The organism is Shewanella spartinae (assembly GCF_019457555.1).
Classification (GTDB): Bacteria; Pseudomonadota; Gammaproteobacteria; order Enterobacterales; family Shewanellaceae; genus Shewanella; species Shewanella loihica.
Window position 1 is genome coordinate 4405064 of record NZ_CP080418.1, and the last position, 25409, is coordinate 4430472.

A 25409-nucleotide genomic window follows, 5' to 3' on the forward strand; every position below is an offset into this window, starting at 1 on the left:
TTAAACAGGAGCACAGCATGAACAACCCAGCTTACCCAAGAACCTTCTCACACATAGGCATCTCGGTGCCGGATCTCGATGCGGCCGTCGCCTTCTACACTCAGGTGCTGGGCTGGTATCTCATCATGAAACCCACAGAAATTGTTGAAGATGACAGCGCCATCGGCGAGATGTGTACCGACGTCTTCGGCGCGGGATGGGGCTCGTTTCGTATCGCCCACTTGGCTACCGGCGACAAGATAGGTGTCGAGCTATTCCAGTTTGCCAACCAGCAGAACCCAGAAGACAACTTCGAGTATTGGAAGACGGGCGTATTCCACTTCAGCGTACAGGACCCGGATCTCGAAGGCCTGGTAGAGAAGATTGTCGCCGCTGGCGGTAAGAAACGCATGCAGGCGCCACGTTACTACTACCCAGGCGAGAAGCCTTACCGCATGATCTATATGGAAGATCCCTTCGGCAACATCTTAGAGATCTACAGCCACAGCTATGAGCTGACCTATAGTGCGGGCGCTTATTAATACCAAGCACTAGCCCATAAAAAAGGCCAACCCAAATCATGGGGTTGGCCTTTTGGTATCGGTTTAGGCTAGTCAGAACAAGGCATTAGCCCTGGATGCCCGAGTGTCTCAGCAGGGCGTCGATCTGTGGCTCACGGCCTCTGAAGCGTTTAAACAGCTCCATCGGCTCCAGGCTGCCGCCCATCTCGAGAATATTTTCCAGGAAGCTGCGGCCGGTATCGGCATTGAAGATCCCCTCTTCCTCGAAGCGAGAGAAGGCATCGGCCGACAACACCTCGGCCCACTTGTAGCTGTAGTAACCCGCGGCGTAACCACCGGCAAAGATATGGGCGAAGCTGTGTTGGAAACGGTTGAAATCGGCGGCCTTCACCACGGCAACCTGATCTCTCACCTCATCCAGCTTGGCCTGAATATGGGCACCCTCTGCCGGGTCATATTCCAGGTGCAGGCGGAAGTCGAACAGCGAAAACTCCAGCTGACGCAACATCATCATGCCTGACTGGAAGTTCTTCGCCGCCAGCATCTTGTCTAGCATGGCCTTAGGCAATGGCTCATGGCTCTCGAAGTGTCCGGAGATCTCGGCCAGGGCCTCCTCCTCGAAGCACCAGTTTTCCATGAACTGACTCGGCAGCTCCACCGCGTCCCAAGGCACACCGTTGATGCCTGATACGCCCGCCACGTCTATCTTGGTCAGCATATGATGAATGCCGTGACCGAACTCGTGGAATAGGGTAGTCACCTCGTCGTGGGTAAACAGCGCAGGCTTACCATTGACCGGGGCATTGAAGTTACAGGTGAGGTAGGCCACCGGCTTCTGCAGGCCATGGGCGGTTTGACGACGCACGCGGCAATCGTCCATCCAGGCGCCACCACGCTTTCCTTCACGGGCATAGAGATCCAGGAAGAAACTGCCTCTGTGCTCGCCCTTGGCATCTTTGATATGGAAGAAACGCACATCTTTGTGCCAGCTGTCGAAATGTTCCTGCTCCTCTATGGTCAGGCCGAACAGGCGCGACACAGTATAGAAGAGGCCTGACAGTACACGATCTTCCGGGAAGTAAGGACGTAGCAGCTCCTGGGAGATCTCGTATCTGTGATGCTTGAGTTTCTCGGCATAATAAGTGAGGTCCCATGGGGCCAGCTCGCTCACGCCAAACTCTTTCTCGGCGAACGCGGTCAGCTCCGCAAGCTCGTTCTGTCCCTGCTGCTTAGAGCGGGCCGCCAACTCGTTGAGGAAATCCAGCACCTGCTGTGGCGACTCGGCCATCTTGGTCGCCAGCGACTTATGGGCAAAGCTGTCGAAGCCAAGCAGTTTAGCCAGCTGATGACGCAGATCTAAGATCTCATCCATCAGCGGGCCGTTGTCGAACTCACCTGCGTTAGGGCCCTGATCCGAGGCGCGGGTCACGAAGGCGCGGTAGCACTCCTCTCGCAGCTGACGGTTGTCGCTGTAGGTCATCACGGGCAAGTAAGAAGGGAAGTCTAAGGTAAACAACCAACCTTGCTGCTCTTTGGCCTCGGCCATCGCCTTAGCCGCGGCAATGGCAGACTCAGGCAAGCCTGCCAGCTCCTGCTCATCTGTCACCAACTTGGTCCAGGCCTGAGTGGCGTCCAACAGCTGATTAGAGAAGCTACTGGTTAGCTCAGATAAACGTTTAACCAGTTTTCCATAAGTTTGTTTATCTTCATCGTTCAATCCAATGCCAGATAACTCGAAGTCACGCAGGCTGTGGGTGATGCTAGTTTGCTGCGCCTGGCTCAGCAGGGCAAACTCGTCGGACTCCTTCAGCGCCTTATAGGCCTGATACAGCCCCTGATGCTGGCCGACATAGGTGCCATATTCAGACAATAGCGGCAGGCAGGCATCGTGGGCAGCGCGCCACTCATCTGTGCTGAGCACAGAGTTCATGTGCGACACGGGCGACCAGATCTGGCTCAGTTCGTCATCCACCTGCTCGAGCGGGGCGATCAGGTTATCCCAGGTATAGGGACCGCCACTGGCGAGCACCTCATCGATCTTCTGGCGACAATTAGCAATCCCCTGCTCGACGGCTGGCTGAATATGCTCGGGTTTGATTTGCGAAAATGGCGGTAATTCACTGCCGCTTAGCAAAGGGTTACTCATCTGGTGTCCTCGTCAATCTTAGGGTATTGAGATTATGTATGGGCGGTGGCGCGACTATTCAAGCATCTTTAGCAAACTAGCGCGCCGAAGAGAGCTAAACCCAGGATTTAACAGCTAGGTTCATAAACCTAACACTGAAGACCTAGAAGTAAGACCTAGCAGCAGCCTGGAGGAAAAACCTTGATCTAGAACAAGGCTATATTTACTTCACATTTACAACACAGATATTGCCAAGCGGATCGCAAATGCAACCAATTCTCATTTATGTTTAATATTTAACCCATTATTATTCAACCCGATCCCAAACTAATTTCAGCGTTACACCCATGAACAGATTGATCAGCCACTCTTGTATTATCGGCCTACTGCTGGCCGGTACCGCCAACGCCGCCGACCAGGCCATTACCGGCACTGTCGATGACTCGCATATCAACAACATCATCAGCCACAGTGAAGGCCCGGATACCAACGTCATCCTCGACCTGGGTTGGGACTCGAAATATATCTCAGAGGGGCGCAACAACTTAGACAAGGGCGGTATCTACTGGGCAACCGCCGCCGTGCAGATAGACGATCTCACCCTGTTTACCACAGTCGGTCGTGGCGATAGCCAATACTACATAGAATGGAACATGGGGCTGGAATATGGCTTCGAGTTTGGCGACAACTTAAGTGCCGCCTTGGGTTACCAGCGCATCGAGGCCTACGGCGATGAGCGCTGCGGCGATAACGAGCTGTTCGCCACAATGGAATACACGGCCATCGAATGGCTAACCCCCTCGCTGAGCTACACCTACTCCACCGAGGCGGCGGGTTACTTTGTCGAGGCCAGCCTGCACAGCGAATGGCCTGTGTCAGACAGACTCACACTGACGCCCTATGTCACCCAGGCGTTCGACTTCCAATATGTGACCGAAGCGCACAACGGCCCTAACCATTTTCAGTTTGGTCTCGAGGCCCAATATCAGCTGGCCGACCGCCTGGTACTCTCGGGCCACCTGAGCCGCACCCTGGCCCAGGAAGATATTAAGCAGGAAAACCCTGACGCCAAGGGCAGCCTCAACAACACCTACGCGGGCCTGCACCTCACCTTCAGTTTCTAAGGCTCTAGCTTCTAGGGCTCTAGGTTCCAGGTTCTAGGTGCCAAGGCTCTAACCTGAAACCGACAGCCAAGATTGTGTCCTTCATTGAAAGCTGGCTCGCCATGAACTAGCTTTATCTAAGGCTGGCAAGGAGTGCCAGCCCTGACCTGGAGGACACGGAATGTCTGCCCACTATCGAACGCTTATCTATTTCACCTTAAGCACCATCGCTCTCTCGCTGCTATTTATCTGCGCCACTCAGGCCCAAGAAAAAGACGCGCCGCTCACAACTGAGTCAATCACCCTACCCGCCGACGGCGCCCTGGACAGCGAAGGCAATCCACTCGTCATCCCTGACAACCCAACCGGCGCCCTTAACTATCGCGCCAGCCCTACGCAACCCAAGTCGCACCGGGATAAGAGAGCCACCCAAAAGCCCAAACAGAAACGCACTAAGAAACTAAGTCAGAAAAAGCTAAGCCGCAAACAGCAGCTAGCCAGTCGCCAACATGTGGCCGACGACCCCAGCTGCCGTTGGCTCGATAAGCGTATGTCGCATCTGGAGAAGAGCCTCAAGCGGCAAGCGAAACAGGATTACGGCTATCAGGACAAGGAGCTTCGCGCCCGCCAAAGCGAATGGGTCTGCATGAAGTGCGGCGCCGAGGGGCCAAGCCAGAGCGATCATCACAAGTGTCAGTACCGCCGCTAATCGCAAACTCATTTGAAAGTCATACGCCCTGACGCGGGTCTAGTGCTAAAGGGCGCACACACCTCTGGTTTGCTTGTCGCTTTACCCCTACAATGACCCCCATATGCAATCCTTCGAATTTGGAGAAAAAGATGGCTCAACATTTTGACTATATCTGTTTAGGCGCCGGCAGCGGCGGCATCGCCTCGGCCAACCGTGCGGCCATGCGCGGTGCCAAGGTACTGCTGATCGAAGCCAAGGCACTGGGCGGCACCTGCGTCAACGTCGGCTGCGTCCCTAAGAAAGTCATGTGGTATGGCGCCCAAGTCGCCGAGGCCATGCACCTGTACGCCAAAGACTATGGCTTCGACGTATCGGTCAACAAGTTCGATTGGAGCAAGCTGGTCGAGAGCCGTGAGGCCTACATAGAGCGCATCCACGGCGCCTACGACAGAGGCCTGGATAGCAACGGCGTCACCCTGGTGCGCGGCTATGGCCGTTTCGTCGACAACAACACCATAGAGGTGAATGGCGAGCACTACAGCGCCAACCATATACTGATTGCCACCGGCGGCACCCCGACCATTCCAAACATTCCGGGCGCCGAATACGGCATCGACTCAGACGGCTTCTTCGCCCTCAACGAACAGCCTAAGCGTGTGGCCGTTGTCGGCGCAGGCTATATCGCCGTCGAGCTGGCGGGTGTACTCCATGCCCTGGGCAGCGAGACTCACCTGTTTGTGCGTAAACATGCACCGCTGCGCAGCTTCGACCCTATGCTGAGCGAAGCCCTGATGGAGTCTATGGCCACAGACGGCCCTAGCCTGCACACCCACAGCATTCCAGAGTCAGTCACCAAGAACGCCGACGGCTCGCTGACCCTCAAGCTGGAAAATGGCGAGAGCTATGAGATCGACACCCTGATCTGGGCCATCGGCCGTCGTCCATCCACCGACAAGATCGGCCTGGAAAACACAGACGTTAAGCTTAACGACAAAGGTTATGTGGTAGTCGATGCCCAGCAGAACACCACAGCCAAGGGCATCTACTGCGTCGGCGACATCATCGAAGGTGGCATAGAGCTGACTCCGGTTGCCGTGAAGGCGGGCCGCCTGTTGTCTGAACGTCTATTTAACGGCATGACAGATGCCAAGATGGATTACAGCCTGGTGCCAACCGTGGTATTCAGCCACCCTGCCATAGGCACCATGGGCCTCACCGAACCCGAGGCGATCGCCCAATATGGCGAGGAGAACGTCAAGGTCTACAACTCAGGCTTCACCTCCATGTACACTGCGGTCACCGCACACCGTCAGGCCTGTAAGATGAAGCTGGTGTGCGCCGGTAAAGAGGAGAAGGTCGTGGGCATCCACGGCATCGGCTACGGCATGGATGAGATACTGCAAGGCTTCGGCGTCGCCATCAAGATGGGCGCCACCAAGGCTGACTTCGACGCAGTCGTCGCCATCCACCCCACAGGCGCCGAAGAGTTCGTTACTATGCGTTAATACGCTTGTTGCTTGATTGAGAGAACAGCAAAAGGCCAGACAGATGTCTGGCCTTTTTAATGCTGCCGCGATGAGAGTTGGCACTCATCTTGTGGAGAGCAGCTAACACTTTGCTAAGCGACTGAAAAATTTTGGCAAGAATTTGCGAGGAACGAACGCCAACCGAATGTTCGACGTTCATTTAAACAGCTTATTAATTCTTTATTGGATTCCTAGTGCAACTATATTCTGTACCATCTGTTTCAGATTTGAGCTTTAAAAGTTTTCTATTTAAAACAAGTATTTTAGAAGATTCACTAATGTTTTGAGGGAAAAGGCTTTCTAGATTAAACTCTTTATCAAATTCAGGATGACTGATATTAACTAGTTTTATTTCCGTACTTGTTTCAATGAGGTAACCTCCTTTTAACTCCCAGTCTGAGCTCCCCGCAAACGAATACTCCATTTCTGGCAAATCAGGAACTTTGAACTTTAGAATACCAATACCATTCGACTTACCATTTCGAATATAACTTACATCATAATCCATAGATATCTTTACGCTATTTTCTTCACTTGAGATTTTACAATTCCAATTGCCGTATAAATCAGCTTCATTTATCGAAGCTTGAGTATTCGTAGCATTTGCACAGCCTGAAAGAAAAACTGTCGTCATAGTTAACGGTAACAAATATTTGAATTTCATATATATCCTTATGTTTGATTAAAGAGTTAACGCAGGGCACACCGCCAAGGTAGAAATGGGGCCACAATTACGAAAGCAATTTTAGTGACAACTATTGCCGAGTCCGACTGCTGCCGCTGATTCAGGCTGCGATTTCAGCTCTTGCACTCTCCGCCTAGACCACTAAAACTGCTCTTAGCATAAAATAAATTGTTGTAACCCATTGAGGCTATGCCGTTTGATTTGGCCCAATCAAAATGGCACTTTCAGCCCAATCTTCATCTACCCAGTAGGCAATCGAATTAATACAGTCATCTTCAGCAAAGTGCATTTCTGAATCCCGAGGTATGAAACGAATCTCACTTACTTCTTTGAACTCAATGGCCAATGCCTTTGGCGTATCTGAGCTGACCCAATTTCTTTTTTAGCATTGCCAGCTTAATACTAATTTTCGGTGCTCAACATAATAATCCAAATTCGTGAAATCGAAGTTATTATGCAAATCAAGCTCCTACCCTTCCTGTACAAGATATGCTCCATCAACAATTTCAAAGCTGCGATTCATAGATTACTCGTGGACTTAATGCTTATGAGCAAGAATGTCGGATATGTAATTCATCATTCCTTAATGCACTCCCGCATCAAATGGATAGGGAATATAACCACTTATCTTCGCCTTCCACTTCGCACCAGCCTTAGTCTACTCCTTGCAACGAATCACTGAACATCAGCCAAAAGTGTGACTTGCGCGGTACTGCAAGGTGAGTCAAATCTAGCATAGATAACACTCCTGCCGAACCTTGGCCTTTGCAACAAAATCCATTGTGGTCACGACAAAAAAAATTAGCTTTTCTCCGCTTGGGTTTATCAATAAGGTCGCGCCCTAAACAGGCGATGGAAAACCTCAGACAATCGAATGAAAACCAAGGAAAAAAGTCAGCGGTGCCACGGTGGTGGCCAATTATGACTATAGTTAAGCCAACTGAGCTTTTCTGCTGGCCGCGCGCCGTGCTTAGGTGACCTCACCCCCACGCGACGCCTAGCGCCGTCGCTCTCGATTGTTCGCCCTGAGGCCAACAATCACTTTGAATTTGAAAGCATTATTTTAATTACTTAAAGATTTACACTAAGGAAGTAGAGATGCGTATTGCAATCTTATCTCGCAACGAAAACTTATACTCCACCCAACGCCTGAAAGAAGCCGGCGAAGCGCGCGGCCACGAGGTGGACATCATAGATACACTGCACTGCTACATGGATATCACCAGCAGCAATCCGACCGTGCGTTACATGGGTAAAGTATTGCCTAAATATGATGCCGTGATCCCTCGCATCGGCTCGTCGATCACCTTCTACGGTACAGCCGTGGTGCGCCAGTTTGAGATGATGGGCACCTTCTGTGTCAACGAGTCTGTGGCCATCAGCCGTTCTCGCGATAAGCTGAGATCCCTGCAACTGCTGTCGCGCAAGGGCATCGGCCTGCCACGTACCGGATTTGCCAGCAAGCCTGACAAGATCCAGGATTTGATCAAAAACGTGGGCGGCGCGCCCCTGGTGATCAAGCTGCTGGAAGGCACCCAGGGCATAGGCGTGGTACTGGCCGAGACCAATAAGGCAGCGGAGAGCGTGATCGAGGCCTTCATGGGTCTCAAGGCCAACATATTGGTGCAGGAGTTCATCAAGGAAGCTGGCGGCGCCGATATCCGCTGCTTCGTGGTGGGTGATAAGGTAGTGGCGGCCATGAAGCGTCAGGCGGCCGAAGGCGAGTTTCGCTCTAACCTGCACCGTGGTGGTGTGGCTCAGCTGGTGCGTCTCTCTAAGGATGAGCGCGCGACGGCCCTCAACGCCGCCAAGGCAATGGGCCTCAACCTCTGTGGTGTGGATATCTTGCAATCGAACAACGGCCCAGTGGTGATGGAAGTGAACTCCTCGCCGGGACTTGAAGGGATAGAACAGGCGACCGGCAAGGATGTGGCCGGGCTGATCTATGAATTTATTGAGAAGAAGGCGAAACCCAACGCCAACAGAACGCGCGGAAAAGGCTAAATGAGCGAAGCACTTACCATAGCGGGTGTCGATATCCAGCCCGGCACCCAGCACCAGCTTGAACTACCGGTAGCCAGCCTGTATACGGACACTCAGGTGTCGATACCTGTGCATGTGATCCGCGCTAAGAAGGATGGCCCCAAGGTGTTTGTCAGCGCCGCGGTGCATGGCGATGAGCTCAATGGTATCGAGATCATCCGCCGGTTGATCCAGAGCAAGCTCAAGCTGCTCAAGGGCACCTTGATTCTGGTGCCCATGGTGAATGTCTATGGAGTGCTGAATCAGAGCCGTTACATGCCCGACAGGCGTGACCTTAACCGCTGTTTTCCCGGTTCGCCCAAGGGGTCGCTGGCCGGACGGGTGGCATACACCTTCTTAAGCAGCATAGTGCAGCACTGCGACTATGGTATCGACCTGCATACCGGGGCGATCCACAGATCTAACCTGCCGCAGATCCGCGCCAACCTGGATGACGAGCAGACCCTCGCCCTGGCCCAGGCCTTCGGCGTGCCTGTGCTACTCAACGCCAACGTGCGCGACGGCTCGCTACGGGAAGCGGCGGTGAACAAGGGCACCCGGGTGCTGCTGTATGAGGCAGGCCAGGCGCTACGATTTGACGAGCTGTCGATACAGACGGGCGAGCGGGGGATCCTCAATGTGCTGTCATCACTTGGGCTGATCCGTAAGCGCCGCCTGCGCAAGAAGATAGAGCCCTTTATCGCCAACCGCAGCGACTGGACCCGCGCCTCGGCCAGCGGCTTCGTGTGCGAGTTTGCCAAACTGGGCGCCTATGTGGAGAAGGGTCAGGTGCTGGCGGAGATCAACAGCCCACTGGGTGAGCTGATCCAGAGCGTGGTATCGAACCGCACGGGTATCGTCATAGGCAAGCAGAATATCCCTCTGGTGCTGGAGGGAGACGCCATGTTCCATGTGGCCTACTTTGGTAGCGCCGCCGACGAGGTGGCGGAACATATTGAGATAATGAACGATCAAATAATGCCGCTGACCACCCAGACCATCTAGGGGCGGCCGAGACATTAAGGGATACAAGCGATGAACAAGCTCATCATAGGCAACTTAGAAGCCTGCGATCTGCCGGATCTGGGCATCAAGGATCTGCAGGTGCGCATCGACACGGGCGCCAAGACCTCAGCCCTGCACGTGGATAACCTCAAGCGGATCAAGGTAGGCGGACGCCCCTATGTCGCCTTCGACCTGCACCCGGACGTGTATGACCTGGAGCAGATAGTCCACTGTAAGGCGCCGGTGCGCGACTCTCGCCGCATCAAGTCCTCCAACGGCGAGGTAGAGCAGCGCTGCGTGATAGCGACCACCCTCAAGCTGGGGGAGCATGAGTGGCCCATAGAGCTGACTCTGAGCAATCGCCAGGACATGACCTACCTGATGCTGCTGGGCCGCGAGGCCATGGGCGATCGCGTCCTGGTCGACCCCTCCCAGAGTTTTCTGATTAACGGCTAGCCAAGGAGTGCCTGTTACCGCAGGCACTCACGACACCTTTGCCGACCAAAGGTCAGCGTTTCAATGGTTTAGTTAACGGCTTTCCCTTACACTGTCCCCCAAGCTCAACCAAGGACATCCCCTATGACAATGCCAGACCCAACAGCACAAACCGATCAGGCGGCCAGAGACGATTTACTCGCCCGCGTCATCGACATTGTCAGCCATCCCGAGGCAGAGGAGCTGCCCTCCCTCGGCTTTATCAGCGACTATTCCGATGCCGACCTAGCCGACCTGCTGGAGTCGGTGAGCGACCAGTATCGTTCGCCCATCTGCCGTAAGATCCCAATCGACCGCGGCTGGCCCATATTGCACCTGCTGCACTATGAAACCGCCCGCCACGTCTTAGACTTGCTCAGCCCAGAGCAGCTACAGGGACTGGCACGGCGCATCTCTGAGATAGATATCCTCACCTTCGCCGAGATTCTGCCCGGCGACATAGTCGAAGACTATCTGGATCAGCAAGAAGCTCTCACCACGGAGCAGATGCAGCAGGCGCTGAGCTACCAGGATGAGGCCGTCGGCCGTTATCTCAACAACAATATTCTGCGCTCGCGCCCCACCGCCACGGTCGGTCGGGTGCTGGAGCGCCTGAACAAGCAGAAGCAGCGGGAATATGTGGCCGTCTATGGCGTCGATGCCGAGGGGCAGTTCCACGGCGGCTGCACACTTGAGCAGCTCTATCGCGAGGATCCCGCCACGCCATTGTCTGAGTGTCTCACCGAACTCGAGGCCGTAGGCGACGAGCTGGATATCACCCAGGCGGCGCAGCAGTTTAATCCGGCGGCGGGCTTTGCCTGGGTGCCGGTGGAGAAAGGCGGCAAGATCATCGGCGCCATCGCCCTGTCGACCCTGATGCACCGCCTCAAGGAGCGAAGCCTGGAGGTGCTGGTATCTGAGACCCCACAGGATGAGGAAGACCTCTTCACCCCGGTTGGCGTGGCGGCGCGCATGCGAGCCATCTGGCTGACCACTAACCTGCTGACCGCCTTTCTCGCCTCCTGGGTGATCGGCCTGTTTGGCGACGCACTGCAACAGGTGGTGGCCCTGGCCATACTCATGCCGGTAGTCGCCAGCATGGGCGGCATCGCCGGCAGTCAGACACTGGCGGTGGCCCTGCGGGGTATCGCCCTGAACCACTTGAAGCGCAGCAACCTCACCCTGCTGCTGGACAAGGAGCTGAAGATCGCCGCCTTCAACGGTGTGCTACTGGGCGCCCTCATAGGTGTGGTGGTCAGTTGGTGGTTCTCCTCCCTAGCGCTGGGAGGCATCATCTTCGTGGCCATCGTCTTTAACAGCCTGGCGGCGGCCTCGTCGGGCACGGTTATTCCCTTTGTGCTCAAGCAGATGCGTATCGACCCTGCGGTGGCGGGCTCGGTGATCCTCACCACAGTCACAGACGTGGTGGGCTTCTTCATCTTCCTCGGCCTGGGTAGCCTGCTCCTGCTGAGCTAGCGCTTGACTGGGTGTTGATGTGAGTCGAGGCGTGTGGCATAGCACAAGACGGCGCGGCGAAACCTGACATAGTTAAGGTTAATAGGCTCGAATCTGTGGTAAAACACCCGGCATTCGAAAACGGTGGGCAGGATAAAACCTGCCCATCTGGTTAAACAAGATATGGAACCGATGAAAGCATTGTTTCAAAAGTGGCCCTTTCCTCCCGCTCAGGCGATATTCTTTGTCGCCGGTGCCCTCTGCCTGACGCCTGTGATCTCATCGCCCATCGCCCTGGTGATCGGCTTCACCCTGGCCAGCCTAGGTTTGGTGCCCCACAATCTGGATATCGGCGCCCTGACCAAGAAACTGCTGGCCTATGCCATTATCGGCCTGGGCTTCGGCATTCAGCTCGATGCCGCCATCAGCGCCAGCAGCCAAAATATCGGGCTGATCTTAGGCTCTATCGTCTTCACCCTGCTGCTGGGGACGGCCCTGGGTAGGCTGCTCAGAGTCGATGCCAAGCTGAGCCATATGATCGCCTCGGGCACCGCCATCTGTGGCGGCAGTGCCATCGCCGCCGTAGCCCCGGCCATCAAGGCAGACAGCCAGGACACGGCCATAGCGTTGGCGACCGTGTTCGTGCTCAACTCCATCGCCCTGTTTCTGTTCCCGGCCCTTGGCCATCTGCTGCAGCTGAGTCAGTATCATTTTGGGGTGTGGAGCGCCATCGCCATCCACGACACCTCATCCGTCGTGGGCGCCGCCTCGGCCTATGGTGACGAGGCACTGCGCACCGCCACCACCCTCAAGCTGGCCAGGGCCCTGTGGATAGTGCCCGTGGCGCTGGTGAGTGCCATGGCGTTTGGCGGCAATCGACGCAAGGTCGCCGTGCCCTTCTTTATCCTCTTCTACTGTCTCGCCATACTGCTAGCGCACTTCGTGCCCCAGGGGCAGGTGCTGTATGACGGCATATTCGCCTTGTCGAAGCGGGTGTTGGTGCTGTGTCTGTTTATGATAGGCGCGGGGATCACCATAGGTAAGATGCGCCAGGCGGGAATGCGGCCGATGGCACTGGGGTTACTGCTCTGGCTGATTATCGGCGCGGGTTCTCTGCTCTACATCGTCAACTTTAGCTGAGACGCTGTAGCGCCACACCAAAGTCACTATGGTGATAAAGGCTGCCAACTCCACCAAGGAGCGGGTTAGCCCAGTGGTGAGCCAAGACGCCAACAGGAAGGCGCAACATAAAAGCACTAGCCACTTCTTCATCTTTGCCTCCTATGTTTAACCAAATGGTCTGGCGAAATGAGTGAGTGGCTATTATTTATTGCCGCCGAAATCTCAGCAAATATCCGTTTTTACTAACAAATAGCTGAATCGGCTAAGCACTAAATCGACTAACTTATGACGGCGTAGGGATCCTTGTCGGCGTCGCTGTTCCATTGATATTCGGTGAGCGTCTCTATCTTCCGCGCCTGAGCTTCGCCATAGGTTTGGGCGATGTAGAAGAGGGCCGCATCTATCCCCGCCGACACGCCGGATGAGGTGAGGAAACGGCCATCGTCCACCCAGCGGGCACTGGGCTGCCAGATAACCTTGTCGTTTAATCCCGTCACCCAGGCATAGGCCATCTTGTTGGTGGTGGCGCTCACGCCATCGAGCAGATCGGCCTTGGCCAGCAGCGCCGCGCCGGTACAGACGGAGAACACCTTGTTAGAGACCTTGGCCTGACGCCTCAGCCAGTCCAGCAGGCGGGTGTCGTCCACCAGCTTGCGCGTACCCATGCCGCCGGGGACCAGCAGGAGATCACACTCGACCACCTCATCGAGCAGGCGATCGGCGACCACTCTCGGCCCCTGATAGCTGCGCACGATAGACTGGGGGCCGATGAGGATGATCTCGACGCTAGGCAGATGCCCCAGCATCTCTAGCGGGCCATGAAGATCTAAGGTTTCATAGTCGTCAAACACCAGGGCGAGCACCTTGAGCGGCGCCTGGGCTTGACCACCCGACGGGAAATGCGTCTGTATTTGATTCGAAGTCGGACTCGCGGCAAAAAGCTTAGGGGAGAGACCGGCGGCGAATACCGCGCCGCCCGCCAGGATAAATTCTCGTCTGTTCATCTATGTGTTAAGCCAGTTTAGGTAAGAGATTGGCGCCAGTGTAACCGCCCACGGCGCGCCATACAGCACGACATGGGACTTCTGTTAGCCAGCGCGCAAATCCTGTGAAACCTTGATGCCTGATCCAGATCAGTAGAAAGGCGTAGGATCCACATCCAGGCTGCTGGGCGACACGCCGCGCTCGATGAAGAGGTCCGATTTAAGCAGATCCACCATGGTCACCTCGGTGTAATGCTTATGCTTCACCGAATAGAAGGTCTTGAGCACCGGATGCAGGGCGTCTCTGTCTTTCGCCTCCCAGACGATGCCAATCCGACCGTCGGAGAGCTGCACCAGCGAGCCCACAGGGTAGATGCCAACACAGCGGATAAACTCATACACCAGCTTCTCATCCAGATGGAAGGGGGTCAGGCTGAGTAGAATCTTAAAGGCGGCGGCCGGGCTCATAGCCTCCTTGTAGCAGCGGGTCGCGGTCAGGGCGTCGAAGATATCCACGATACAGCTCATGCGGCCATGGAGGGAGATCTCCTCTCCTTGCAGGCCATTAGGATAGCCCTTGCCATCGAGCTTCTCGTGGTGCATCAGGCAGACGTCGCGGCTGATCTGCGACAGGTCCTCAGTCTCAGCCAGGATCTCCTGAGCATAGACCTGATGCAGCTTCATATGCTCAAACTCTTCCGGCGTCAGGCGCCCCGGCTTGTGCAGTATGCGATTATTGACGCGCACCTTGCCGATATCGTGCAAGATACCGCCCACCGCTAACTGTTTGAGCACGCTACGCTTGAGCTTGAGGTAGCGACCAAAGGTCACCAGCAGGAAGGCCACATTGATGGAGTGTTCCAGCAGGTAGGCATCTTTAGAGCGCAGGGCCGAGATACACTTGAAGGCGTCGGCATCGAGCATGACGGATTCGAGCATCTTGTCCGCCAGCGCCTCGAAGGGCTCTACCTTGACCGCCTTACCCTCGAAGGTCTCGGACAAGACCTTCTTGACCAGATCTTTCGCCTCGCTCATCAGGCGTTTGGCCTTCTCCTGGGACTGATCCCGGGTCAGGCGTATTATCTTCTCCGGCTCTTGTTTCGGCCTGAGTCCACACTCTGGCGCCGACCTTTCTACGTCGACCCAGACATACTGAATACCGTTGCGCACCAGCTTATCTATGGCTTGTCGATCTTTAATCTGTCCCGGATTGGTGATATTGACTCTTCCCTGATGATCGATAGCCGCAACATACATACCCAGCGCCAGGTTTGGCACCGGCACCTTCATGACATCCGCTTTTTCGTTCACAATTTCGGTCATACCGCTGTTCCAAAAAATCACCCGGTTTTCGCATCCGCTCCTTTTTAGCCTAGTCTAAATCCCTTAGCTTCGGTGCGATTGCCTGTGAAAACACTGTGATAGGAGGAAATTATAGTATGCCTGGGCGCGGCAGAACGCCAGAGGCTGGCGAGGATAGTTTCAGGCTCGATGCCGATTTATCCTATTTGCCAGCCCCAGAAAATGAGGCAAGTTTTTGTAAAGCAAAGACTAATATACTGCTACAAGAAGGTACACTCGATGGCGTCGATCAACCAACGACGGCGGGCACAATTGACGCAGGAACGCTCGATATCATCCACCTGCTCATCTTCATCGTCGGCGATGAAGCCGTCGCACCCGGCCGCCAGTTGCCGCGAGGTGCTGTAGTCTTCCTCTGCTAGGGTCAGTTGCCAACGCCCCTGGCGTAGTTCAAATGCTTGCTGCATGCTATTCCTCATCGACTTGGCCGTGGGCCGTTAATAGTGTTTCAGCTGCTGCTTGAGGGCGTTGCGCCAGCGGCCCTGATCCTCATACACCAGTAGAGAGACCTGATGATCCCGATAGACGGCCTTGACCTTGCCAGACAAATAGAGGGGCGTCTTGAAGCAGAGCTGCTCGCCGCTATCGCTGAGCACACGGTCGACCCCGGTCAGCTCGATCGCCTCACCGACCGAGAGTGACACCTCGCCCGCCTCTAGGCCGGGCAGGTTAAACTGCCCCTTGATGCGACCATCGTTGCCCTGCAGTCTCAGCCCTAGGCCCGCCAGTGCGCCTATGATCCCCTGCCCAGTGCCGCCATGTTCACTCAGATGTATGCCAAGCTGCTCGGCCAGGGCGTAGGCTTGTGCCTTGGTCTTCACCTCCTCCTTGGCCTGCTCGCCGAAGGCGATGAGCGCCTCACGATTGCATGAATGCTGCAGATCCAGCAGGGCGATACCGGGGTCGGCGGCCGCGGCGCTCTCGCTACGCAGATGGGCCACGGCTATTGCTAAGATCTCATCCTGAGACTTAGCGGTGCGCACCTGAAAACACATGGCGCTGTTATGGGAGGTATAGGGAATATCCGGATGCACATAGAGCTGATGCCTAGTCACGAAGGCGCAGCGGCTCAGGTGGTTGTCGCTCAGCAGATGCGCTATCTCCTCGGCGATCTCCCCGGTTCCCTTGGTGCCGATATCGTCGGTATCGTCGATGCACACCAACCAAGATCTCAACCCAGATGCTCTCACCATGCTTATATCTCCTCTCTATCAATCAGGTCGTGGCTACGCAGTCGCTCCAGTACGGGCGGCACCAACATGGCCGCCAACAGGGCGAAGAAGCAGCCAAACAGCAGGCTCTTACCAAACTGTAGCGCCACCACTTGCGTGCTCATCCCCGCCAGCAGCCCCTCGATCAGCCCCTTGCTAGCCCAGGCCAGGGTGCCCACCAGCGCCAGTATGATGCAGCGCCACTTGAGCGCCAGCAGGCTGGGCAGTAGCAGCAGGCAGATATCCATGGCGATGGCCGGCAGGCCAAACTTCACCAGCAGGAAGGGACCACCCTTACCCACGCCCAGGGTCATGGCCATCATGCCCGCCAACAGGCCACACAGGCTGATGGCACCGCGTTTACCCACGGCGCCATAGCAAATTAAGTAGAAGAAGCTCATCAGGAACATGGAATGTCCCGACAGCCCCAGCTTTAGCCTCAGCATCCCCTTCAGCGCCACCAGCAGGGTGGCACAGAAGCCGATAAACAGGGCGTCATTTAGGTTGAATCCTTTATTGTTCATACGCTTAGTTCTCACTAATAGGGCCAGTGGGTCGGCTTGGGATGACGACCAAACTGGCGCAGCCTGGCCGCTGTGGCCATCTGCTTGGATAGTTTTAACAGCTGGATCAGCAGCGGATAGAGCACGCAGTAGATCAGCTCGCGCCAATGCTTGGGTCGCCACAACGACTTGAGGCGAATGTTGGCGCCGCGCATTACCTGCATCTGATAGATCTCCCGCGTCTCCTGCCCCAGGTAAGGCAAGATGCCGAAGCAAGCGGCCAGCACGAAGGCCCACTTGTGGGGCAGACAGAAGCTGAGCACCTCGCCGATACGCTGGGGCGAGCAGGCCACCGACAGCCACCAGCCGGGGATCATGGCCATCAAGATGCGGCACACGGCGATAATCCCCTCGGGCAGACGCTCGAGCCCGTGCAGCAACAGATAGAGCAGGCTAGTGATCGCCAGTTGGCTTAAGAAGATCACCAGCAGCCCCCTGAGTCGCCCACCCAGGTAACGCCCCTGTATCAGCAACAGCAAGTTCGCCAGCCCCAGGTGATGCAGCCATGACTGGGGCAAGAGGAAGGCGCAGCTGGAGAGCCCCAGGGCGAGAAGGATGGCGAGCGCGCACCAGCGGGTGTCGTTGACCGCAAAGTGGCGTTTAGCACGGCGCACTCCAGGCGCGCGCACGCCGCGTCTAGCCCACACGAGAATATGCCTGTGGCGAGGCCGAGAGAGTCTCGAGACGCCCATCCGCCACCCGCCAGAGGCGGTCCACCGGCAGCGCCGCAATCGGCCTGTGACTGGCGATCACCAGGGCTGTGCCCTGACGGCTCAGCTCCATCAGCAGCGCCACTATCTTGTCGGTGAAATGCTCATCCAGCCCCGCGAAGGGATCATCCAGCAGCAGTAGCTTGGGCCTGAGACAGGCGAGCGACGCCAGGGCGATCAGATGCTGCTGACCGTAGGAGAGCGTATGAGGCGAGTGCCGCGCCAATGTAGTCAACCCAAGTTGCCCCAGAAGTTCGATGGCCCGCTCCAGCGGCAAACCGAAACGCTTGAGGCTAAACTGCATCTCCTCGATCACGGTGTTTTCAAACAGCTGTCGACTCGGCCGCTGGTGCAGCAAGGCCAGGTCGGCACCGAAGCGTCCCAACTTGGGCTTCTTGCCAAACACCTTGATGCCCAAGGGGTCGATATCCGCCTGAATACCGGCCAGACTCTTGAGCAGGGTACTCTTGCCGCAGCCGTTGTCGCCCACCAGGGCGGCAATCTCACCGGGGAAGAGCAGCAGGGAGTCGGCGTCAAACAGCTTCTGGCGCTCGTAAAAGGCCAGGGTAAAGCCATGACTGTCGATGACGGCGCTGCCCTGTGGCCAGGCGGGCGACTCGCGCCAACTTACCTGCTCCGAAGTCGCTTCACACTCCGCCGGCGCTAACGCCTGCAACTGACCCTGACTGAGCTGCCATCTGTGGGTGACCAGATCGCTGAAGACGCCTCTGTGATGCTCGACGATCAACAGGGCCACGCCCTGCTGCTTAAGCTGGTTGAGCACGGCCGACAGCTCGGCTACCCCCTGATCGTCCAGCTGTGCCCAGGGCTCGTCAAGCAGCAACAGATCTGGCTCGAGCACCAGCTGGGCGGCGATCATCAGGCGATAGCGCTGACCCAGCGACAGGCTGGCGATGGGCGTATCCAGGCTTATATAGAGACCGACCCGTCTCAGGGCCGAGCGCACCTGCAGCAGCATCTCACTGCTGGCGACGCCTAAATTTTCCAGGGCGAAGGCCACTTCGGCCCCCAGCGTCTGGCGCAGCAGCTGCACATTCGGGTCCTGCATCACCACGCCCAGGGTAGCCCCCTCGGCGATCTCGCGCTCCCCTTCCCAGGGACGCTCCAGGATCCCCAGCAGCAGCTTGAGCAGAGTCGACTTACCACAGCCGGTGTAGCCGTGGATCAGGTGACACTCGCCGGCCGCTATGGTCAGATTAAGATCCTCAAACAGCGGCTGCGCCGCTGTCTGGAAGTTGAAATGGATCTGACTGAGTCGCACCAGGGCCATGGTTTATGCCTATAGCTGCCAGTTCACGCCCAGGAACAACTGACGACCCGCCTGAGGCAGCCCCTCGCTCTGATAGTAACGCTCATCGAGCAGGTTAGTGGCTCTGAGGTAGACAGACAGGGCATCACCCGCGATAGGCTGACTCAGCTTGAGGTCCACCAGTGTGTAGTCGTCCAGCGACTTCTCCACCAGCTGTTTCTGACCGGCCACCTTCTCTTCGGTGTGGTACACCTGGCCCATGATGTGCTCGATATTCAGATTGATGCGGGTGGCAAAACTAAACTCGTAGTCCGCCTGCAGCCTGAATTGATGACGCGGACGGTACTCTAAGGTATCCAGTCCCGGCGCCGCATCCTTATCTTCGCTATCGAGGAAGCTGTAGCCGAAACTCAGCGACAGGTTATCGATGCTCTGATCGCGCACCAGGAAATCGACCCCCTTGAACTGATAGCGGCCCATGTTCTGATAGATGCCATCGACATCCTTGGCGATATAGTTGTCTGCATCCGTGTAGTAAGCCGCCAGGCTCAGATCTGTGTTGCTACCCAGCCCCTGTGCCAGACTCAGCTCCAGGTGCTTAGAGGTCTCAGATTGCAGATCCTGATTGCCAGACGAGAGTGAGTAGAGGTTGCGCATCGATGGGAAACGCACCTTACGGGCCACACCTAGGTTGAGGCGAGTTGCTTCGGCGGCCTGCCAGTAGGCAGAAGCCTGCGCCGAGTAGTCGGACTCATCTTCGCGCACACGTTGCTGCTCATGTAGGGCGCCGCCCAGGCTGGCACCGATACTATCCTGTTGATACTGATATTCCGCCGCCAGGGTGTAAAGCCAGGACGAATCGTCGAATGACTCGGCGCCGCCAGAGCCATTACCACCGCCCGTGCCACCGCTGGTTCCTGAGCCAGATCCGCTACCTGTTCCACTGCCTGAACCCGAACCGCTACCGGTTCCTGATCCCGAGCCTGATCCGCCCCCAGTACCTGAGCCCGAACCACCTCCGGTTCCTGTTCCAGATCCGCTGCCAGAGCCAGATCCTGAGCCGCTGCCAGAGCCAGATCCTGAACCACTGCCGGTGCCACTTCCTGTGCCAGTGCTGTCGGTATCTATCTGATTACTATGAGACTCCCAGCTCTGATGCTCTGCGATCAGGGCACCGGTCAGCAGGTGACCCTTATCGAAATCGGCGATCAGCTGCAGGTTACCGCCGCTGACCACAGAGCGGCCGTCCAGGCTCTGCTGCAGGCCGGCGAAGCTGTCATCCAGATAACGGTTTTCCAGCACGTCAGACTGATTCTGATAGATGAAGCCCCTCAGGGTCAGTAGTTCGTTGAATCTATGGGCCAGACCCAGTTGCACCGTATGAGCATCGTAGTCGTCGACACGTTCAAATTTGGCCTTGCCAGAGGTGGTGCCATCGACGGCGGGCTTGCCCCACTCGCCGCTACGCAGGCTGAGGTTTGCCATCAGTTGGGTATTGTCCGACAGCCAGTAGCTGCCCTGGGCAAACAGGTTGTTGATCGTCTTATCGCTGTTGAAACGGGTATCGCCCTGCTGCACCTCGGTATCTGGCTGATCGCCAGACACAGGCCAGCCATCTGTCTGCTGACGCGACAGCGACACCAGTCCCTGCCAACGCTCACCCGAGCCCGCCACTGTCACGTCGCCGTTGAAGGTATCGTTTTCACCGCCCTCGAGATGGCCGGAGAACCCGGGCACATCGGCGCCCTGCTTAGTGCGGATGTTGATCACGCCGCCGGCGCCGCCCGGACCATAGAGCACAGAGGTTGGGCCCATGGAGACGGTGACCGAGGCGATCTGGCTGGCAGGCACCACGCTAGGATCGAACTGACCATCTTCGGCGCCATTGGCGGGCACGCCGTTGATCAGATAGATGACGTGTCTGGCCTTAAAGCCGCGCACATCGACCCTAGGCGTGCCCTGGCCACCGGTACGCACATAGACGCCGGGGGCATTCTTTAGTACCTCGTCCAGGCTCTGGGCACCCATGGCCTGAATTTCATCGGCACTGATGGTCCAGCTACTCGTGGTCTGTTGCAGCGGCGTCGGCTTCTCGCCGGTCACCACTATGACTTCGGCCACATCTAAAATGGGCTCGTGTTTGACTTCCTCGGCCATGACCAGAGGACTGACGGCAACCGCGGCAGCCACGAGTGATAATTTGAGACTGATTGGTTTGTTTTTCATGTTTTCATCGCTGTGTCATTTCCCTATGGCCGTCATTCTTCCGGCTTACACCTGTAGCAACAAGCTAACGAAAACCAAAAACAAACCCAGATCGACAAATTTGAACAAATGCCGCGGTGACGACGATAGGCAAGGGACATTTTGTCCAGTGTAAAACCTTGATTAGACAAAAATACACAGGCTTGAAATGCTTCCGAAAAAACTGACAAATCTCTCTTTTCTTGGACAAGCTCACAGCTTAACCGCCTGTAACTTGACAGCTAACAGTCGGCACATTAATTTGTGGTAAAGATTCTTATTACCAATTCAGATAAGTCTCACATTCGCCGCGTTTGATGTCCTTAACCCGCCCTCAAACTCACGCACTTTTTACCAGGTTGGAGTATTTCTTGAGCGTTTCCTCGCTGCCACAGGCCATACAATCCTTATCCCGCAAACTCGAAAAACTCGACATACACCCCCAGGGTGAGCCGATCATTCAGTTGTCGGTGACGGCCTGTGTAATGCCGATGATCGCCTGGATCGCCAGCCAACCTTGTTATCCCAGGATCTACTGGCATGGCCGCGACACCCAGGAAGAGGTCGCCGCTCTGGGGTGCTGTAAAGATTTCATCTTCGAAGATGCGGTAGACGACAACCAGCTTTCCCAGGCCTATCAGACCCAGAGGTCACTCTCGACCAACCAAGAGATACGCTACTACGGCGGCGTCGCCTTCGATCGTCATACCGAGTGTTGGCCCGAGTATGGCCGCGCCCATTTCATCCTGCCGAGGGTCGAGCTGAGACGCAGCGGCGATGAATACAAGCTGCTGGTCAATCTCAATGTCGAATCCGGCGATATCGAGCAGGAGCGTAACCTGGCGCTGCAGGCCCTCGCCGCCCTAGTACCGCCCAAGCCACTGGCGCCACCGAACAAGATCCAGCTGCTGAGTCGCAGCGACCGTCCCAACAAGCTACGCTGGCACGAGCTGGTCAATCAGGTCACCCATGACAGGTTTATTCAGGACACCCCTAAGGTAGTGCTGTCCCGTCTGACGCAACTCGAAGTGAACGAGAAGGTCGACCCCTGGATGCTGCTGGCCAGCTGGCAGGGTCGCAACCAGAACAGTTTTCAGTTTGGCTTTCAGTTCAGCCCAGAGAGCGCCTTTATCTCCTGCACGCCGGAGCGTCTCTACCGACGTCGCCAGCGCGAGGTATTTACCGAGGCCTTAGCGGGCACCACCACACGTGGACTCAACGAGGCCGAAGATGCCATGCTGGCGCAACAGCTGCTGGACGACACCAAGAACAGCCATGAGAACCAGCTGGTGCGCGAACATATCGTCGATGCCCTGACCCCGCTGAGCAACTATGTGGGCGCCGATGAGCTGGCCAAGGTGTTTAAGCTGAGCCATATCCAGCATCTGCACAGAGCCATTCGCGCCGAACTCAAGCCTGGGGTGAACGATTTTCAGATCCTGCAAGCCCTGCACCCCACCCCTGCCGTGGGCGGCCTGCCTAAGGCTTCGGCCATTAACTTTATTCGCCAGCGCGAAGGCTACACCCGCGGCTGGTATGCGGGTGCCTGTGGCTACTTCAACAAGTATGAGAGCGAGTTTGCGGTGGCGATTCGTAGTGCGCTGATCGAACCCGGACGCATCAATCTGTTTGCCGGTGCGGGGATCGTCTCGGGCTCTGAGGCCGACGCGGAATGGAACGAGCTGGAGAATAAGCTAAAGACCATAATGTCTATTCTGACCGAAGTGTAATTTAATTGGCTAGTGGCACCCGGGCGCGATAGCTGATGTTGGCCTGAAACAGCCTGTCCAGCTCGCCACTCTCGGCCATGCGCGCCATGACACTGTTGAAGATCGCCTTCAGACGCTTGCCCTTAGGCGTCTGAGGAAAGACGAAAAACACCTCTGGATTCAACACGTTTTCCTTTATCACATACTGCTGCGGCCGATTTAGCTGGCTGGCGAGCCCCTGCAGTGAACGCTTATAGTCGAGCACGGCGTCTATCTTGCCGTTGTTGACATGGTTGAGCATCTGCAGCAGATCACTGCCCTCCTCGTAATACATGGGCACCTTGATAAAGGTGTCGTAGCGATACTCAAGCAGCGCCTTCACCTTCTTCTTTTTCAGGCTGTTGATATCCTGCCAGATGGCCGCCAGTTCTGGGGTGAGCGCCGCATCCACCTGATCCACCTCCACCGGCAGGTCGCAGTAATAGTCGGGTTTGACCTCGTCGATGTAGAAGCCCAGCCCCACATCGACCTTTTGTTGCTGCACCATGTAGAGGGCGCGGGAGAAGGGCACGAAATCTATCGAGAGTTTCCACTTGGGGGCGGGGAAGGCACTTTGCAGCAGCGCGAGATAATAGCCCTTGCCATCGGGCGTGCTGTAACCGGGCCAGTTGCCGGTCACGACAGTGATCTCCTCCACCTCTTCGGACGCGGCGCGCCAGGGAGTGCTCACTAACAGGCAGGCGCACAAGATGACCACAAGATAACGCCAAGATCTCATCGGCCCCCTCCTCGAAATCATGGTGATAGTCCACCAAGTGTAGTCTCTTTATGTGGTCCAAGCGGGAGCCGGGCAGAGAAAACGACGCAAAATCCTTGCTCATTTGGTCTTAATGACTATAATTTGCCGCCCTGTCTCCCGGCCAACCAAGGAAGACGGCTAACCGAGGCGTAAGCCTTATCCAGTTTCTAAGCGGGTTCCCTCACCCCGCGTTAACCCACTAAAAAGGTCACAAGATGTTAATGTTATCCCAAGCGCAGATTCAGCGTGCGCTACTGCTGCTCGTCAGCTTTCATATTGCCATTATCACCGCAAGTAACTACTTGGTTCAGCTACCCTTTCAGCTATTTGGGTTTCATACCACCTGGGGCGCCTTTAGCTTTCCCTTCGTCTATCTGGCGACAGATCTGACGGTGAGAATCTTCGGCCAGCAGTCGGCGCGTAAGATCATCCTCAGGGCCATGATACCTGCGCTGTTGATCTCCTATCTGATCGGCGTGCTCTTCCATCAGGGCAGTTTTCAGGGTGGCGACGCCTTGGCGCAGTTCAACAACTTCGTGTTTCGTATCGCCTTCGCCAGCTTCGCCGCCTATCTGGTAGGCCAGCTGATGGACATTACCGTGTTCGCCCGCCTAAGACAGGCCAAGGCCTGGTGGGTGGCACCAGCCGCCTCGACGGTTATCGGCAATCTTATCGATACCCTGGTCTTCTTCAGCGTGGCCTTCTATGCCTCGAGCGATCCCTTCATGGCCGAGCACTGGATGGAGATCGCCAGCGTCGACTATGGCTTCAAGCTGATCGTCAGCCTGGGACTCTTCCTGCCCGCCTACGGCGTCTTGCTCAGGGTATTGCAGGAGCGAATTTTGCGAGAAGGCCAGACAAAATCGCAGAGCGAACTGGCCTGACCAGTTGATTTGTACTATCATCGCGGCACTCAAATTTTCACCAGTGCCGCCATGCTAGCGACAAACTTTGGAGAGCCAAGATGTACACCACAAGTATCGAGCATCACACCCAGCTGAGCGATGAGCTCATCAACACCCTGATCGACCTAAGCCAGGAGGTGCCCGAATTCGACGGCCGTCATCAGGCTGAAGACTATCAAGCGCGCCTGCGCGGCAAGACCTTTCTGGTACAGCTGATCCGCATCGAGGGCGAGTTGGCGGGCTACAAGATAGGCTATGGCGAGACCAATGGTGAGTTCTACAGCTGGCTGGGCGCCATTCTGCCTGAGTTTCGTCAGCTTGGGCTGGCCAAGGCATTGATGCAAGATCAGGAGCGCTGGGCCAAGACACAGGGCTTCAACACCCTGGCGGTGAAGACCTATAACCGCTTCGCCAACATGTTGCAGCTGCTGATCCAGCAGGGCTACAAGATAGCCGGGTTGGAAAATACCGCGGCCAATATCGATGATAACAAGTTGGTTTTAAACAAATTACTGAACTAGAGTCTGTTATACCAATCGTAATAAATAATTAATCATTCTAGCTTGTTAAAACGCTCGATAACTGTATTAGTATTTTTAATTGTAGAATAACTACTTATCTAAAAATCCTGCTTTGTTCTCAAGCGTTTTTCCTGCGCTATTTCTGATCACATATTTACTGTGATTGGTATTAATCGCGAATCTTTACACGATAAAAGCTTGCAAACCTAAATGATAATTATTACTATTTAGGTGCGTTCCAAAACTCAGTCTGTTTTAAGCACTTCATCTCTGCTTACTATGATGAGTTCGCAAGCACAACATTGCTCACACACTCTTTGTGGCCGGAATATTAATATTCCGGCTCTTTTTTTATCTGAAGTCCAGACTTATAAGGCCTGCCAGGGAAACGCTAGGTATCCCTAAGCCTTACCAATCACTAAGG

The 25409-nt window shown here is 55.8% G+C and carries 24 protein-coding genes; 12 read left to right on the plus strand and 12 right to left on the minus strand.

Annotated features, from left to right (window positions below; all coding sequences use genetic code 11):
• Positions 1-17: 17 nt before the first annotated feature.
• A complete protein-coding gene (locus K0I31_RS19095; RefSeq protein ID WP_220079397.1) occupies positions 18-521 on the plus strand; it encodes a lactoylglutathione lyase family protein in 504 nt (167 codons plus the stop codon).
• 85 nt (positions 522-606) lie between these two features.
• Here the strand turns inward: K0I31_RS19095 and prlC are convergent, their stop codons facing one another.
• Positions 607-2646: an oligopeptidase A gene (gene prlC, locus K0I31_RS19100; protein ID WP_220079398.1), complete on the minus strand. Its 2040-nt coding sequence runs from the start codon at positions 2644-2646 to the stop codon at positions 607-609.
• 326 nt (positions 2647-2972) lie between these two features.
• Between prlC and K0I31_RS19105 the strand changes: the two genes are divergently transcribed.
• From K0I31_RS19105 to gorA, 3 genes are all read left to right on the plus strand, one after another.
• Complete coding sequence (locus tag K0I31_RS19105) at positions 2973-3749, plus strand: YjbH domain-containing protein (protein WP_220079399.1); 777 nt, start codon at positions 2973-2975, stop codon at positions 3747-3749.
• A 160-nt stretch (positions 3750-3909) separates the two neighbouring features.
• Positions 3910-4437, plus strand: a complete 528-nt coding sequence (locus K0I31_RS19110; protein WP_220079400.1) for a hypothetical protein — start codon at positions 3910-3912, stop codon at positions 4435-4437.
• A 131-nt stretch (positions 4438-4568) separates the two neighbouring features.
• The gene (gene gorA, locus K0I31_RS19115; RefSeq protein ID WP_220079401.1) at positions 4569-5924 is read left to right on the plus strand and encodes a glutathione-disulfide reductase; all 1356 of its coding nucleotides are present in this window, start codon (positions 4569-4571) and stop codon (positions 5922-5924) included.
• 193 nt (positions 5925-6117) lie between these two features.
• Here the strand turns inward: gorA and K0I31_RS19120 are convergent, their stop codons facing one another.
• On the minus strand, positions 6118-6609 hold the full coding sequence (locus K0I31_RS19120) for a hypothetical protein (RefSeq protein ID WP_220079402.1): 492 nt from the start codon (positions 6607-6609) through the stop codon (positions 6118-6120).
• A 1119-nt stretch (positions 6610-7728) separates the two neighbouring features.
• Here K0I31_RS19120 and rimK point away from each other — a divergent pair.
• The 5 genes from rimK to K0I31_RS19145 all read left to right on the plus strand — a co-directional run bounded on the left by rimK (position 7729) and on the right by K0I31_RS19145 (position 12726).
• On the plus strand, positions 7729-8634 hold the full coding sequence (rimK, locus tag K0I31_RS19125) for a 30S ribosomal protein S6--L-glutamate ligase (protein ID WP_011867458.1): 906 nt from the start codon (positions 7729-7731) through the stop codon (positions 8632-8634).
• Positions 8635-9657: a succinylglutamate desuccinylase/aspartoacylase family protein gene (locus K0I31_RS19130; RefSeq protein WP_220079403.1), complete on the plus strand. Its 1023-nt coding sequence runs from the start codon at positions 8635-8637 to the stop codon at positions 9655-9657.
• A gap of 30 nt (positions 9658-9687) precedes the next feature.
• Positions 9688-10113: an ATP-dependent zinc protease family protein gene (locus K0I31_RS19135; RefSeq protein WP_220079404.1), complete on the plus strand. Its 426-nt coding sequence runs from the start codon at positions 9688-9690 to the stop codon at positions 10111-10113.
• Between the two features lie 123 nt (positions 10114-10236).
• Entirely contained in the window at positions 10237-11607 is a 1371-nt protein-coding gene (locus tag K0I31_RS19140) for a magnesium transporter (RefSeq protein ID WP_144201347.1), read from the plus strand.
• A gap of 171 nt (positions 11608-11778) precedes the next feature.
• Positions 11779-12726 carry a YeiH family protein gene (locus K0I31_RS19145; RefSeq protein WP_434086781.1) on the plus strand — a complete coding sequence of 316 codons (948 nt, stop codon included), beginning with the start codon at positions 11779-11781 and terminating at the stop codon, positions 12724-12726.
• Here K0I31_RS19145 and K0I31_RS19150 read toward each other — a convergent pair.
• The 9 genes from K0I31_RS19150 to K0I31_RS19190 form a co-directional block, all read right to left on the minus strand.
• A complete protein-coding gene (locus tag K0I31_RS19150) occupies positions 12667-12858 on the minus strand; it encodes a hypothetical protein (RefSeq protein WP_220072587.1) in 192 nt (63 codons plus the stop codon). The two genes, K0I31_RS19145 and K0I31_RS19150, sit on opposite strands and share 60 nt — an antisense overlap.
• 128 nt (positions 12859-12986) lie before the next feature.
• Positions 12987-13712: a DJ-1/PfpI family protein gene (locus K0I31_RS19155; protein WP_220079406.1), complete on the minus strand. Its 726-nt coding sequence runs from the start codon at positions 13710-13712 to the stop codon at positions 12987-12989.
• A gap of 129 nt (positions 13713-13841) precedes the next feature.
• Entirely contained in the window at positions 13842-15014 is a 1173-nt protein-coding gene (locus K0I31_RS19160; RefSeq protein ID WP_220079407.1) for an HD-GYP domain-containing protein, read from the minus strand.
• 239 nt (positions 15015-15253) lie between these two features.
• Positions 15254-15460: a hypothetical protein gene (locus tag K0I31_RS19165; RefSeq protein ID WP_220079408.1), complete on the minus strand. Its 207-nt coding sequence runs from the start codon at positions 15458-15460 to the stop codon at positions 15254-15256.
• A gap of 30 nt (positions 15461-15490) precedes the next feature.
• Positions 15491-16228: a DNA-binding protein gene (locus K0I31_RS19170; protein WP_220080908.1), complete on the minus strand. Its 738-nt coding sequence runs from the start codon at positions 16226-16228 to the stop codon at positions 15491-15493.
• 20 nt (positions 16229-16248) lie between these two features.
• Positions 16249-16788: a core component of ECF transporter gene (locus K0I31_RS19175; RefSeq protein WP_220079409.1), complete on the minus strand. Its 540-nt coding sequence runs from the start codon at positions 16786-16788 to the stop codon at positions 16249-16251.
• Positions 16789-16802: 14 nt separating this feature from the next.
• Positions 16803-17474 carry an energy-coupling factor transporter transmembrane component T gene (locus tag K0I31_RS19180; RefSeq protein WP_258406538.1) on the minus strand — a complete coding sequence of 224 codons (672 nt, stop codon included), beginning with the start codon at positions 17472-17474 and terminating at the stop codon, positions 16803-16805.
• Positions 17464-18828 (minus strand): ATP-binding cassette domain-containing protein, encoded by a 1365-nt coding sequence (locus K0I31_RS19185; protein ID WP_220079410.1) that lies wholly within the window; start codon positions 18826-18828, stop codon positions 17464-17466. The genes K0I31_RS19180 and K0I31_RS19185 overlap by 11 nt, the downstream gene beginning before the upstream one ends.
• A gap of 9 nt (positions 18829-18837) precedes the next feature.
• Positions 18838-21033 (minus strand): TonB-dependent receptor plug domain-containing protein, encoded by a 2196-nt coding sequence (locus K0I31_RS19190; RefSeq protein WP_220079411.1) that lies wholly within the window; start codon positions 21031-21033, stop codon positions 18838-18840.
• A 389-nt stretch (positions 21034-21422) separates the two neighbouring features.
• Here K0I31_RS19190 and K0I31_RS19195 point away from each other — a divergent pair, with 389 nt between their 5' ends.
• Positions 21423-22781 (plus strand): isochorismate synthase, encoded by a 1359-nt coding sequence (locus K0I31_RS19195; RefSeq protein WP_220079412.1) that lies wholly within the window; start codon positions 21423-21425, stop codon positions 22779-22781.
• A gap of 1 nt (position 22782) precedes the next feature.
• Here the strand turns inward: K0I31_RS19195 and K0I31_RS19200 are convergent, their stop codons facing one another.
• Positions 22783-23538 carry a transporter substrate-binding domain-containing protein gene (locus tag K0I31_RS19200; protein ID WP_220079413.1) on the minus strand — a complete coding sequence of 252 codons (756 nt, stop codon included), beginning with the start codon at positions 23536-23538 and terminating at the stop codon, positions 22783-22785.
• Between the two features lie 236 nt (positions 23539-23774).
• Here K0I31_RS19200 and K0I31_RS19205 point away from each other — a divergent pair, with 236 nt between their 5' ends.
• Both K0I31_RS19205 and K0I31_RS19210 read left to right on the plus strand, forming a co-directional pair.
• Complete coding sequence (locus K0I31_RS19205; protein WP_220059394.1) at positions 23775-24443, plus strand: 7-cyano-7-deazaguanine/7-aminomethyl-7-deazaguanine transporter; 669 nt, start codon at positions 23775-23777, stop codon at positions 24441-24443.
• Positions 24444-24523: 80 nt separating this feature from the next.
• On the plus strand, positions 24524-24985 hold the full coding sequence (locus tag K0I31_RS19210) for a GNAT family N-acetyltransferase (protein WP_220079414.1): 462 nt from the start codon (positions 24524-24526) through the stop codon (positions 24983-24985).
• Positions 24986-25409 lie beyond the last annotated feature (424 nt).